3 protein-coding genes are annotated in these 14,563 nt (G+C 71.3%); 1 reads left to right on the top strand and 2 read right to left on the bottom strand.

The window, feature by feature from the left end; translation table 11 throughout:
- Positions 1–182: 182 nt before the first annotated feature.
- On the bottom strand, positions 183–2,018 hold the full coding sequence (locus tag EL338_RS21970) for an acyl-CoA dehydrogenase (protein ID WP_126335674.1): 1,836 nt from the start codon (positions 2,016–2,018) through the stop codon (positions 183–185).
- Positions 2,019–2,279: 261 nt separating this feature from the next.
- Here EL338_RS21970 and EL338_RS21965 point away from each other — a divergent pair, with 261 nt between their 5' ends.
- Positions 2,280–3,359 carry an NAD(P)H-dependent amine dehydrogenase family protein gene (locus tag EL338_RS21965; RefSeq protein ID WP_126335673.1) on the top strand — a complete coding sequence of 360 codons (1,080 nt, stop codon included), beginning with the start codon at positions 2,280–2,282 and terminating at the stop codon, positions 3,357–3,359.
- Positions 3,360–3,363: 4 nt separating this feature from the next.
- Here the strand turns inward: EL338_RS21965 and EL338_RS21960 are convergent, their stop codons facing one another.
- Entirely contained in the window at positions 3,364–14,355 is a 10,992-nt protein-coding gene (locus tag EL338_RS21960; RefSeq protein WP_126335672.1) for a type I polyketide synthase, read from the bottom strand.
- Positions 14,356–14,563 lie beyond the last annotated feature (208 nt).

Below are 14,563 nucleotides of genomic sequence, written 5' to 3'. Positions count from 1 at the left end.
CGGGAGTGACCAATCCAAAGTGCCGACGAAGAGGCGAAGGTCGGACGCGCGAGATCTAACGAGGCGCACTCAATGTCCTCCCGAACCCGCCCTATTTCTCAGACCCACAGAATTGGCGACGGCCCCCGCACGCATGCGCGCGCAGGGGCCGTCGTGGTTCGTGGTGGCTTATCCGTGGTGGCCTAGAAGGCCGCTTCGTCGAGCTCCATGATGTCGTTGTCGATGTTCTCGATGACCGCGCGGGTGGCGGTCAGCTGCGGCAGGATGTTCTTGGCGAAGAACCCGGCCACGGCGACCTTGCCCTCGTAGAACGCCTTGTCGTCGCCGGTGGCGCCGGCGTCGAGCTTCTCGACGGCGACCGCGGCCTGACGGGCCAGCAGCCAGCCGACCAGCAGGTCACCGACCGACAGCAGGAAGCGCACCGAGCCCAGCCCCACCTTGTAGATGCTGGCGGGCTCCTCCTGCGCGGCCATCAGGTAACCGGTCAGGGCGGCGGCCATGCCCTGGACGTCCTCGAGCGCGGTGGACAGCAGCGCCCGCTCGCTCTTGAGGCGACCGTTGCCCGACTCGTTCTTGATGAACTCGCTGATCTCGCCGGCCACGTGCGCCAACGCCTTGCCTTGGTCGCGGACGATCTTGCGGAAGAAGAAGTCCTGCGCCTGGATGGCGGTGGTGCCCTCGTAGAGGCTGTCGATCTTGGCGTCGCGAATGTACTGCTCGATGGGGTAGTCCTGCAGGAAGCCGGAGCCACCGAAGGTCTGCAGGCTCTCGGTCAGCTTGGCGTAGGCCTGCTCGGACCCGTAGCCCTTGACCACCGGCAGCAGCAGATCGTTGACCTTGAGCGCCAGGTCGGCGTCCACGCCGTGCAGCGTCTGCGCGACGTCGACGTCCTGGAAGGTGCTGGTGTACAGGTACAGCGCGCGCATGCCCTCGGCGTAGGCCTTCTGGGTCATCAGGCTGCGACGCACGTCGGGGTGATGCGTTATGGTCACGCGCGGCGCGGTCTTGTCGGTCAGCTGCGTCATGTCGGCGCCCTGCACCCGGGTCTTGGCGTACTCGAGCGCGTTGAGGTAACCGGTCGACAGGGTCGCGATGGCCTTGGTGCCGACCATCATCCGGGCCTGCTCGATGACGTCGAACATCTGCGCGATACCGTCATGCACCTCGCCGACCAGCCAGCCCTTGGCGGGCACGCCGTGCTGGCCGAAGGTCAGCTCACACGTGGTGGAGACCTTGAGGCCCATCTTGTGCTCGACGTTGGTGACGAAGACGCCGTTGCGCTCGCCGAGTTCGCCGGTCTCGGGGTCGAAGTGGAACTTCGGCACGAAGAACAGCGACAGACCCTTGGTGCCCGGGCCGGCGCCCTCGGGGCGGGCCAGCACCATGTGGAAGATGTTCTCGAACATGTCGTCGGAATCGGCGGAGGTGATGAACCGCTTGACGCCGTCGATGTGCCAGGACCCGTCGTCCTGCCGCACGGCCTTGGTGCGGCCGGCGCCGACATCGGAACCGGCGTCGGGCTCGGTGAGCACCATCGTCGCGCCCCAACAACGCTCGGCGGCCAGCTCGGCCCACTTCTTCTGCTCGTCGGTGGCCAAGTTGTGCATGATCAGGGCCATGCCGCTGCCCATGGCGTACATGTAGGCGGCCGGGTTGGCGCCCAGAATGTGCTCGATCAGGGCCCACTGCAGCGCGCGGGGCATCGGCATGCCGCCGAGCTGCTCGGGCATGCCGATCTTGTCCCAGCCGCCGTCGTACAGCGCACGCATCGACTTCTTGAACGACTCCGGGATCTTCACGGAGTGGGTGGCCGGGTCGAACACCGGCGGGTTGCGGTCGCCGTCGACGAACGACTCGGCGATCGGCCCCTCGGCCAGGCGGGCCATCTCGCCGAGCATCTCGCGGGCGGTGTCGACGTCGATATCGCTGTAGGCGCCCTGGCCCAGCGCCTTGTCGACGCCGAATACCTCAAAGAGGTTGAACTCCTGGTCGCGAACGTTGGACTTGTAGTGGCTCACGTTTCCTCCTCGGTGAGAACTGCCACTGGCATGTGCGATATTCAGCTTTTTCGGTTGGGTACTCGGGATAAGTTACCCACCAGTAACTGTGCTGACTATACCGCTCGGTAACTTCAACGCAAAGCCTGCGCGAGCTATTTCTCGCAACTAACCAACCGAGCGGTTGGCCGACCTCGGAAAACGTCCCCGCACACCCCCGCTGAGCCGGGTTTTTGCGCCAACAGTGACGCTCGTCACCCGCGCTGCGGCTAGGTTGACGCCATGCACCGACTCGCGATCTGGGGAACTGGCAACATGGGCGCCGCGGCCATCCGGTCGGCCACCGGATTCCCGGGATTACAGCTGGTCGGGCTGATCACCTCGACGCCGGCGAAGGTCGGCAGGGACGCCGCGACCTTCGCCCGGCTCGACGCCCCGACCGGGGTGTTGGCCAGCGACGACGTCGACGCCGTACTGCGCGACTGCAACGCGGTGGCCTACCTGGCCTCCGGCGACATCCGCCCCGACGACGCCGTGGCCGACATCGAGCGCTGCCTGCGCGCCGGCGCGCACGTGGTGACGCCGTCGCTGTACTCGCTCTACGACCCGCGCTCGGCACCGCCCGACTGGGTCAACAGGCTCACCGACGCCGCCGAGGCGGGGCGCTCGACGCTGCTGGTCAGCGGCGTCGACCCGGGCTGGGCCAACGACGCGCTGGCGGTGCTGGCCGCGGGCCTGTGCACCCGGATCCGGACCATCCGCTGCCAGGAGATCTTCGACTACTCCACCTACGACCAGCCGCACGCGGTGCGGGTGTCCTGCGGCTTCGGCGGCGCGATGGACGAGATCCCGATGATGCTGCTGCCGTCGGTCCCGACCATGGTGTGGGGCGGCAACGTCCGGCTCATCGGCCGCGGCCTGGGCCTCGAGATCGACGAGATCACCGAGGAGGTCGAACGGCGGCCCTTGGAAAACGCGTGCGACAACGCCATGGGGCACTTCGCGGCCGGCACCCAGGGCGCGTTCTTCCTGAAGGTGATCGGCTGGGTCGACGGCAGGCAGCGCGTGGTCGTCGAGCACATCACCCGCATCGACCCGGCCTGCGCCCCGGACTGGCCGCAGCCCGAGGAGGGCGCCGGCGATCACCGCGTGATCATCGACGGCGACCCGCAGCTGACGATCATCACCCGCGCCGACGTGCCCGGCGGCACCCGGGCCGACGGCGGCAACACCACCGCCGCCAACCGGCTGCTCGGGGCCATCGGCTGGCTGGCCGAACAGAAGCCCGGCATCTACGACGGCCTCGACGTCCCGCTGCGTCCGCCGCTGACCCCGGAGCTGGAGGCCACCCGCTGGGTGTGAGCCGTTACTCGGCGGCCGGTTCTGGTTCCGCCACGGGTGCCGCCTCCGCCTCGGCGTCCGGGAGCTGCCCGACGAGATATTCGGCCAGCCCGCCGATGGTCGGGTAGTCGAACACCGCCGTCGCGTTGATGGTGAACGCGCCGCCGAACTGGCTGTGCAACCGGTTGCGCAGTTCGATCGCCATCAGCGAATCCGTGCCCAGATCCAGGAACCGGCTCGACGCCGCCGGCGGCTGCGCGAGCCGCAGGAAGTTCTGCACCTCCCGCTGCAGGAACTCGGTGACGAACCCGGCACGCTGCGGCACCGGGATCTCCTGCAGCTGCTTGAACAACTCGCTGTCGCCGGTCACCTCGCCGGCCGCGCTCGGCAACACCAGATCCAGGATCGGCGGACGGGAGGCCCCGAGCACCTTCGCGGCCCGCTGCCAGTTGGCCTTGATGACCGTCGCCTGCCCGGTGCCGTTGGCCATCGCCTCGGCCAGCGCGCTCAACGCCGCCGACGGCTCCAGCGGGATCAGGCCCTGGGCGCTGATGTTGGCGGTGGCCGCCTCCGAGGACGCCATGCCGCCCTGGGCCCACGGGCCGAAGTTGACGCCGGTGGCCGGCAGACCTCGGGCTCGGCGCTGTGCGATCAGGCCGTCGAGCAGGGCGTTGGCCGTCGCGTAGTTGGCCTGGCCCGGGGAACCGAACAGGCTCGACACCGACGACGACACGATGAAGAAGTCCAGCGCATCGTCCGCGGTCAGCCGGTCCAGGTGGTCGGCGCCAAAGGCCTTGGGCGTCAACGTGGTCCGGAACCGCTCGACGCTCTGCTGGGACAGCAGCGCATCGTCGAGCACGCCGGCCAGGTGCGCCACCCCCGCCAGCGGCGGCAGCTCCGCGCGGATCCGGTCGAGCAGCTTGGCCACCTCGGCCTCGTCGCCCACGTCGGCGGTGAAGACGTGGACGCGGCACTTGTACCGCTCCGCGATGTCGTCGATCACCTGCTGCGCGTCCGGGTCCGGGGCGCGCCGACTGGTCAACACGATGTCGCCGGCCCCGAGTTGCGCCAGATACGCCGCGGTGTGCAGGCCGATCGCGCCGAGGCCACCGGTGATCAGGTAGCTCCGATCGCCCTGCGGCTGCAGCGGTTTCGGCATCTGCACCACGATCTTGCCGATGTGCCGGGCCTGCTGCATCCGCCGGAACGCTGCTCGGGCCTCGGCCAGCGGATAGATCTCGGCGGGCAGCGGACGCCACTGGCCCTCGGCCAGCCCCTGCGACACCTCGGTCAACAGGCTCCGAATCCGTTCGGGCTCCTGGAAGGTCACCGTGTCCAGCGCCACGATCTCGTAGGCGATGTCGGGTCGCACCTCGGCCATCTGCTCGGGCGTCCAGATGTCGCGCTTGGCGATCTCGGCGAACCGGCCGTTGAGGGCGGTGGCCCGCACCGTCGCCTCGAGGAAGCCCTCGTTGGTGAGGCTGTTGAGCACCACGTCCACGCCGGCGCCGTCGGTGTCGGCCAGGATCAGGTCCGCGAAATCCGTGCTGCGCGAGTCGTAGACGTACTTGACCCCCAGGTTGCGCAGCGTCGCGCGCTTGAAGGTGCTGGCGGTGGCGAACACCGTGGCCCCGCACTGCTGGGCCATCTGGACCGCGGCCAGCCCCACCCCGCCGCTGGCGGCGTGGATCAACACCTTGTCGCCGGGCTTCAGCTGCGCCCAGTCGAACGCGAGCCGCACGGTCAGCGCGGCCGCCGGGATGGTGGCCGCCTCGACGGCGCTGACCCCGTCGGGGATCGGCGCCAGCAGCTGCGCCGGCACGTTGAACCGGCTGGCGAACGCGCCCTGCATGAAGCCGTAGACCCGCTGGCCGACCTCGAGCCCGTCGACCCCGTCGCCCACCTGCGTGACGACCCCGGCGAAGTCCCCGCCGATCGGGCCCGGGTCACCCGGGTACAGGCCCAGCACGTTGAGCACATCGCGGAAGTTCAGGCCCGCGGCTTCCACCCGGACCTGCACGTAGCCGTCCTGTGGCGCCGGGACGTCGGCCTCCACGAGCCGCAGGTTGTCGATCGCGCCGCGCTCGGTGGGCGCCAGGGCGTAGTCGGGGGAGCGCGGCACGGTCAGATGCCCGCTGCGCGCCCACGGCAACAGCCGCGACGCCAGCAACTTCCCTTGCCGCAGCGCGAGTTCCGGCTCCTCGAGGGCCGGTCCGGCGGCCAGCAACTTGGCCAGCACGCCCACCGCCTCCGGAGACCCGTCGCAGTCGACCAGCCTGGCCCGCAGCGCGGGTTCCTCGTTGACCGTCGTGCGGCCCAGGCCCCACAGCGCGGCCTGCACCGGATCGACCGGCTCGCCGGATTCGGTGGCCACGGCCCGCTCGGTGACCATCCACAACCCGCCGGGCAGCTTGAGCCCGCCCTGCACGGTGTGCACCGCGCTGAGCAGGTTCGCGATCTCGGACTCCAGGCGCGCGGCCGCGTCGGTGCTCGCCTCGCCGGCCGGTGCCGGCGCGGCGCGCCAGACGACCCCGGAGAACGCCATGCCGCGCTCGTGTGCCGCGCTGAGTTGCTCGCCCAGCAGCGCCGGGTCGGTGATCCGGTCGGCGGGAACGCATCCCGGCACCTTGTCCGCGAGTTCGTCGAAGCCGCAAATCAGCCAGTTGCCGCCGGCGGGGGACTCGGCGGGCGCGGGGGCGGGCACCTCGTGCCAGCCCACGGTGTAGAGCAGCCGGGTGGCGTCGCCGCCGAGTCCGCGCAGCAGCGCCTCGCGCGGCGCCCGCTTGACGGTGAACTCGCGAATCCCGCCCAGCTGTCGGCCATCTCGGTCCAGGAAGTCCAGATCGAACACCTGGGTCTCGGCGTCCAGCGCGCTGGTGTGCCACTTCGCGCGGCAGTAGAACCGCCGCGGCATCTTCTCGCGCAGCATCACCTGCCCGTAGCGCAACGGCAGGAACAGGTCGTTGACGCCCTGCTCGGCGGCCAGCAGCGCCGGGAACGCGGGGAAGGCGACGCCGGTGCACAGGTCCATCAGCACCGGATGCATGGGCTCGGCGCCCAGTTCGGCGGCCAATTCCTCCCCGACCAGGATGTCGCCGATGGCCTCACCCTCGCCGAGCCACAACGACTTCAGCGAACCCGACCAGGTCGGGCCCCACGCCAATTCCATGTCGGCGAAGGTCTCGAACAGATCCTGGGGCCGCATGCGGTCGAGCCGTTCGATCGCCTCGTCGACGGGATCGTCGGCCTTCGGGTCCTTGCCGTCCGGGGCTTCGGCGTCCGGGTCGACGCCGGGAACCACGGTGCCCTCGGCGTTCAGCGACCAGTCCGCACCGCGCTCGCCATACGGACGGCTGTGCACCTGGAACGTCGAGCCCTCCCCGCCGTCGAGGGGATGCAGCGTCAGCTGCACCTCGCGAGAGCTCTTCTCCGGCAGGATGATCGGCTCGTAGAAGAACACGTCCTTGGTGCGGGCCGGGGTGCCGGCGGCGGCCAGCGCCATGGCCGCATATGTCGCACCCGGCACCACGACGGTGCCGTAGATGACGTGGTCGGCCAGCCACGGCTGCGACTTCACCGACAGTCGGCTGGTGTAGACGGTGTCCCCGGACGCGAGATCCTTACCGCTGCCCAGGATCCCGGACACCGCGGGCCCGTCGACGGTGATGCCCGCGGTCTTGGGCCAGAAGCGACGACGCTGGAACGGATAGGTGGGCAGCTCCAGCACCCGGCGGGGTTGACGATGCAGCGCGGCGAAATCGGGCCGGTGCCCGCCGGCGTAGGCCGCAGCCAGCGCGTCGGCGATCTGGCGCCGGTCGCCGACACCCTTGCGCAGCGAGGCCACGGCGCGCGGGGCCGCCAGGTGCTCGGGCCAGACCTGCACCGCGGCACCGGTCAGCACCGGCTGGGGGCCGATCTCCATCAGCACCGAGCAACCCAGCGCCGCCACGGTGCGCACGCTCTCGGCGAACTGCACCGGTTGGCGGGAGTGCCGCCGCCAGTACGGCGCATCCAGCGGGCTGTGCGCGGTGAGCACCGCCCCGGTGCGGTTGCACACCAGCGGCAGGGTGGGCACCGCGAACTCGAATTGTGCGGCGTAGGCCTCGAACTCGTCGAGCACCGGGTCCAGCAGCTCGGAGTGGAAGGCGTGGCTGGTCTCGAGCCAGGTGCAGCGGATGCCCTCCTCGGCGAACCTCTCGACAATCTGCTCGAGGTCCGCGCCCGGTCCGGACAGCACGGTGTTGGGGCCGTTGTAGGCGGCGACGGAGATCCGCGGGAACTCGCCCGCGATCTGCTCGACGTGCTTGGCATCGGCGAAGACCGCCACCATCCGCCCGCCCTCGGGCAGGCTGCCGAACATCCGGCCGCGCTCGGCCATCAGCCGCGCGCCGTCTTCGAGCGTGAACACCCCGGCCACGCAGGCCGCGGCGTACTGGCCGACGCTGTGCCCCAGCACCACATCGGGTTCGATGCCCCAGGACTGCCACAGCCGGGCCAGGCCCATCTCGACGGCGAACAGCGCCGGCTGCGCATACGACGTGTGCCGCAACTGCTCCCCGGTCTCGCGGTCCGCGGCGAACAGCACGTCCAGCAGCGGCACCGGCAGCATGGGCTCGACGGCCTCGGCGCAGCGCCGCACGGTGTCGGCGAAAACCGGTTCGGCGTCGAACAATTCGCGCGCCATCCCGGGGTACTGGCTGCCCTGCCCGGTGAACAGCCACGCCGTCGTCGGCGGACGGGTGTGTTCGCCGCGCACCACGCCGGGGCGGGTGCGGTTCTCGGCCAGGTCGGCCAGGGCGTGGCGCGCGCTGTCGACCGAATCCACCACCAGCGCGGCGCGGTGCTCGAAGTGCGACCGACCGGTCCCGGCGGTGCGGGCCAGGTCCGCGAGGTCGGCGTCGGGATTGTCGGTCAGCCAGGCGTCGTACCGCTGCGCCAGGCTCACCAGCGCCTCGGGGGAACGCGCCGACAGCGGCAGCACGTGCACCGCCGGGGCGTCGGTGTCGGGCACCGGGGCCTCGGCGGGTGCCGGGGCCTCCTCGAGCAGCACGTGCGCGTTGGTGCCGGTGAACCCGAACGAACTGACGCCCGCGCGCCGCGGCCGGCCGTTGGCCTGCCACGGGGTGCTCTCCCGCACCACCTGGACCGGCAGCGAATCCCACGGGATGTGCGGCGAGGGGTTGTCGAAGTGCAGGCTGCGGGGCAGCAGACCGTTCTTCAGCGCCAGCACGACCTTGATCAGACCGGCCGCCCCGGAGGCGGATTCGGTGTGCCCGATGTTGGTCTTCACCGACCCCATCAGCAGCGGGCGGTCCGCCTCGCGGGCGCCGCCGTAGGCCGCGGCGGCCGCCTGCACCTCGATCGGATCCCCGAGTGGGGTGCCGGTGCCGTGCGCCTCGAGGTAGTCGACATCGCCGCCGGACAGGCCGGCGCGCGCCAGCGCCGACTCGATGAGCCGTTGCTGCGCACCGCCGTTGGGGACGGTGAGCCCGCTGGAGGCGCCGTCCTGGTTGACCACGCTGCTGCCGATCACGGCGCAGATCCGGTCGCCGTCGCGCTGCGCGTCGCTGAGCCGCTTGAGCACCAGGATGCCGCAGCCCTCGCTGCGGACGTACCCGTCGGCCGAGGCGTCGAAGGTCTTGCACCGCCCGACCGGGGAGAGCATCCGCGCGCGGGACGCCGCCACCACGGTGACCGGGCTCAACAACACGTTGACCCCGCCCGCCAGCGCCAGATCGCAGTCCCCGGCGTGCAGCGCCTGCACGGCCTGGTGGACGGCCACCAGCGCGGAACTGCACGCGGTGTCGACCGCGACGGCCGGGCCCTCGAAGCCCAGCGCGAAGGCCACCCGCCCGGAGATGGCGTTGAGCGCGTTGCCGGTGATGAAGTGCGGTTCGATCTTGTCGATCGGCTCGGCCGACAGCAGGTGCGCGTACTCGTTGGCGGCCACGCCGGTGAAGATGCCGGTGCGGCTGCCGCGCAACGCCGCCGGTGCGTAGCCGGCCCGCTCGAGGCCCTCCCACACGGTCTCCAGGATCAGCCGCTGCTGCGGTTCGATCCAGACCGCCTCGCGCGGGGAGATGCCGAAGAACTCGGGATCGAAACCGTCAATGCCGTCGAGGAATCCGCCGAAGCGGGTGTAGGTCTTGCCCGGCGCGTCGGGGTCCGGGTCGTAGAACTCGTCGATGTCGAAGCGGTCCTCGGGGACCTCCCGAATGGCGTCGATGCCCTCGGCGAGCACGTCCCAGAAGGCCTCCGGGTTGGGCGCGCCGGGGAACCGGCACGACACCGCGACGATCGCGATGGGCTCGTCGCGGCGGGTGGCCGCGGCCGTCGGCGCGGCGACGGGGGCGGCCTGCTGGGCCAGCCCGAGCACGTCGCCGAGCAGGTAGTCGGCCACATCGGAGAGCCGGGGATGGTCCATCACCAGGGTGATCGGGATCTGCTGTCCCACCCCTTGTTCGATGCGTCGCCGCAGTTCGACGGCCATCAGCGAATCCATGCCGAGGTCGAAGAAGCCGGCGTCCTCGCGGATCTCCGAGGTATCCACCCGGGTCACCTCGGCGACCGCGTCGCGCAGGTAGTCGGTGAGCAGCTTCTTGCGCTGCTGGACGGGTGCGGCGGTGAGGCGGTCGACGAGTTGCGTTGTCCCGGCGGCAGATCCGGCGGGTGCGGCGGCGGTGACCGCGGCGGGCACCTCCCGCTCCAACTCCGCGAGGAAGCCCCGCCGGCCGGCCTGCTGATACAGCGGCAGGAACCGGGCCCAGTCGACGCGGGCCACCACGCCCTGGGCGGGACCGTCGGTCGCGGCCACCAGCACGTCGGCCAGCCCGGCCAGCGCGTCGGTGGGGGAGAGCGTGCGGATGCCGCGGGCCTCGAGGCGGGACCGCGACTCCGCGTCGGCCATGCCGGTCGACCACGGACCGAAGTTGACGCTGACCCCGGCGACGCCCTGGGCGCGCAGCCGCCACGCCAGCCCGTCGAGGAAGGCGTTGGCCGCGCCGTAGGCGGTCTGTCCGAACCCGCCCCACACCGAGGCGATCGACGAGGTGCACACGAAGAAGTCGAGGTCGAGGTCGGCGGTGGCCTCGCTCAACTGTGCGGCACCCCAGACCTTTCCGGCGAAGACACGGTCCACGTCGTCGTCCGAGAGGCTGCTCAGCGGGGTGGTGTCGATCTCGCCGGCGGCATGGACGAGGCCGGCCAGCGGCGGCAGTTCGGCGGACACCAGCGCCAGCAGGCGCGCGACGTCGTGCGCGTCGGCGACGTCGGCGGTGACCACCCGGACCGCGCAGCCGTGCTGGTCGCGCAGCGCGTCGATGCGCTGCGCGACGGCCTCCGCGGGCTCGCGCCGGCTGGTCAGCACCAGCTGCGTGGCGCCGCGGGCGGCGAGGTACTCGGCGATCTCGAGGCCCAGTGCCCCGAGCCCGCCGGTCACCAGATACGTGGCGTCCGAGCGTAGTTCGGTCGGCGCATCCGTCGGTGCGGCGCTGCGCCGCACCAGCCGGCGGACATAGCTCGCCGGGCCGCGCAGCGCGATCTGGTCCTCGCTGAGGTCGGTGTCGCGCGGCGCCGAGACGGCGGCGAGCAGCCGGGGCCATTCGGCATCCGGGTCCGACGACAGGTCGGCCAGTCCGCCCCACAGCTGCGGATATTCGAGGGAGGCCGCGCGGCCGAAGCCCCACAGGCAGCTCTGCTCGGGGGCCACGACGTCGGCGTCGAGCACGTGTTGGGCGCCGCGGGTCACCAGCCAGATCGGGCCGCGCAGTTCGGCGGCGACGGCGGCGGCGAAGAGACGGCGGGTGCCGCCCAGGATGCGGTGCTGCATGCGCAGCAGGGCGCGCGTCGACAGGCCCGTGCCCGGGTCGGGGTCGGCGTCCAGCGCCGCGATTTGCAGGATGCGCGGCGCGGCGCCCTCGGCGACCGCGGCACGCAACTGCTCGGCCAGCGCCGCCTCCTCGGCGTCGGTGGCCGGCAGTCCGACCAGCCGATGCTGCCGGCCGCGGGCGGTCAGCAGGTCGAGCAGGGGGCGGGTGGCGGCGTTGTCCTCACCGATGAGCAGCCACGGCGCGGGATCGCCCCCGTCGCCGAGGCCGTCCCCGACTCCGAGGTCGGTCTTCTCCCAGTGGATCTCGTAGCGGTCCTCGGCCACCGATTGGGTGGCGCGTTGCTGATTATGGTGGGCGGCAAGCTTTCTGAGCACCTCGCGGGTGCGCTGATCGCCGTCGTCGAGCAGGGCGGCGAGTTCCTCGATCCGGCCGTCCTCGAGCAGGCCGAGGGTCTCGGTGCGCATGGCGGGCGGCTCTCGGTCGGCCTGCTCGCGGGCGTCCCGGTTGTCGGAGTACCAGTACTGGCGGTGCTCGAACGGGTAGGTGGGCAGGTCGAGCTTGCGTCCGGCCGCGGCGGTGAGGGCGTCGAAGTCCGGCAGGTGGCCCAGCACGTAGGCGTCGGCGACGGCCTCGATGATCTGGCGGTGATCGGAGGCGTTGCGGCGCAAGGACGCCAGCGCGCGGGGCGCGGTGGCCGGTTCGGGCCAGGCGGCCAGCGCGGCCGCGGTCAGGATCGGCCGCGGGCCGATCTCGAGCAGCGTCTTGCAGTTCAGTTCGGCCAGCGTGCGCACGCTCTTGGCGAACTCCACGGGCTGGCGGGCGTGGCGGCGCCAGTAGGCGCCGTCGAGGCGCACGCTGCGGCCCAGTGCGGTGCCGGTGCGGTTGTCGATCAGGATCCGTTGTGGCGCAGCAAAAGTGAACTGCTGCGCGTAGGCCTCGAACTCGTCCAGGATGGGATCGAGCAGCGACGAGTGGAACGCGTGGCTGGTGTCGAGCCAGTCGCAGCGCACCCCGTCGGCCGTCAGCGCGGCCACGGCTTTCTCCAGATCCGCTGTGGGCCCGGACAACACCGTGTTGGCGCCGTTGTAGGCGGCGACCGACAGGCTGGGGTACTCGTCGGTCAGGGCTTCGGCGCGTTCGGCGGCGGTGAACACCGCGACCATCCGTCCGCCCGCGGGCAGGCTGCCGAACAGCCGGCCGCGCTCGGCCATCAACAGCGCGCCGTCGGTGAGCGTGAGCACCCCCGCGACGCAGGCCGCGGCGTATTGGCCGACGCTGTGCCCCAGCACCACATCGGGCTCGATTCCCCACGATTGCCAGAGCCGGGCCAGGCCCATCTCGACGGCGAACAGTGCCGGCTGGGCGTAGGAGGTCTGCCGCAGTGTCTCCTCGCTGTCCGGGCCGTCCATCGCGAAAATGACGTCCAGCAAGGGCTTTTCGAGCGCATCGGCGACGGCGTCGGCGCATGCGCGCAGCGTCTCGGCGAACACCGGCTCGGTGTCGAACAGCTCCCGTGCCATCCCGGGGTACTGGCTGCCCTGTCCGGTGAACAACCACGCGGTCTTGGGTGCCTCGTGGGACTCGCCACGCACCAGGCCCGGCGCGGGCCGGTCGTCGGCCAGCGCGCCGAGCAGTTCGATGGCCGCATCGCGGGTGTTGACCACCAGTGCGGCGCGGTGCTCGAGGTGCGCCCGCGCGGTCCCGGCGGTCCGGCAGAGGTCGGCCAGGGTGGCCTCGGGGTGCTCGCGCAGCCAGCCGCGGTACTGCTCGGCGATCTGCACCAGGGCGGCCGGGGTGCGCGCCGACAGCGGCAGCACGCTGAACCGCGCGGGGGCGTCGATGACCGTCGGCCCGGGCTCGGCCGGTGCGGGGGCTTCCTCGAGGATGACGTGGGCGTTGGTGCCGGCAAAGCCGAAGGAGCTGACCCCGGCGACGCGGCGCACCCCGTTGCGCTGCCACGGGGTGCTCTCCCGCACCACCTGCACCGGCAGCGAATCCCACGGGATGTGCGGCGACGGGTTCTCGAAGTTGAGGTGCTTGGGCAGGGTCTCGTGCTCGAGCGCCAGGACGACCTTGATGACACCGGCGATGCCCGCCGCGGCCTCGAGGTGTCCGATGTTGGTCTTCGCCGAGCCGATGAGCAGCGGCTTGCCGGGGTCGCGGCCGGCGCCCAGCGCGGCGCCGGCGGCCTGGGCCTCGATGGGATCGCCCAGCGAGGTGCCGGTGCCGTGGGCCTCGAGGTAGCCGACGTCGCTGGGGGTCAACCCGGCGCGGTGTAGCGCGTCGGCGATGACCCGCTGCTGGGCCACGCCGTTGGGCACCGTCAGCCCGCCCGAGGCGCCGTCCTGGTTGACCGCGCTGCCGCGGATCACGGCGCGGATGTGGTCGCCGTCGCGCAGCGCATCCTCGAACCGCTTGATGACCACGACGCCGCAGCCCTCACCGCGCACGTAGCCGTCGGCGGCCGCGTCGAAGGTCTTGCAGCGGCCGTCCGGGGCCAGCATGTGGGCGCTGGAGAACGTGATCATGGTGGCCGGGGTCAGCAGGACGTTGGCCCCGCCGGCCAGGGCCAGATCGCATTCACCGAGGCGCAGCGCCTGGCAGGCCTGGTGGATGGCCACCAGCGAGGAACTGCACGCGGTGTCGACGGCGACGGCCGGTCCCTGCAAACCCAGCCGGTGGCTGATCCGGCCGGCCGCGGCGGCGTTCGAGGTCCCGATGGCCATGTAGGCCTCGATCTCGGGATAGGTCAGCTCATCGGAGGCCATCCCCAGGTAGTCATGGGTAGCCAGGCCCACGAACACGCCAGTGTTGGTGTCGGCCAACGCCGTTGGCGCGGTGCCCGAATGCTCCACCGCGTGCCACGCGGTCTCCAGCAGCAACCGGTGCTGCGGGTCCAACAACCTGACCTCGCGCGTCGACATCCCGAAGAACGGCGCGTCGAATCCGGTGGGGTCGTCGACGAAGCCGGCGCGGCGGGTGACGACCTTGCCGGGCGCGCCGGGTTCCGGGTCGAAGAACTCGTCGGCGTTCCAGCGGTCCGCGGGCACCTCCGAGATCGCCTCGCGGCCCTCGCTCAGCAGGTCCCAGTATTCGGCGGCGTCCCGGGCCCCGGGTAACCGGGCCGCGTAGCCGATGATCGCGAAACGCGGCGGTGCCTGCTCAGCCTGATACTCGGCAGATCCCATGATTCGTCGTCCCTCCCCGCGCCGGTCGTCAAACCTTGCCCCCGCAGGTGATTTGTCGCGCGCGAAACTAACTTCCTCGACGCACACTATGGCATTGTTCTCCACCGGCATATACGGCTACGTTTGGCGCGGGGCGGGGCCCGCGACGCAGGGCCGCGGGCCCGATGAAAATTGCGAGGATCCGGTGACAGCTGACACCAGATCGAGG

The organism is Mycolicibacterium chitae, from assembly GCF_900637205.1.
GTDB lineage: Bacteria > Actinomycetota > Actinomycetes > Mycobacteriales > Mycobacteriaceae > Mycobacterium > Mycobacterium chitae.
This window is presented reverse-complemented; position numbering and strand designations above follow the sequence as displayed.

Excerpts from the sequence above, each read along its gene's own strand:
- EL338_RS21965 (WP_126335673.1), top strand. The coding sequence starts at position 2,280 with ATGCACCGACTCGCGATCTGGGGAACTGGCAACATGGGCGCCGCGGCC.
- EL338_RS21960 (WP_126335672.1), bottom strand. The coding sequence starts at position 14,355 with ATGGGATCTGCCGAGTATCAGGCTGAGCAGGCACCGCCGCGTTTCGCG.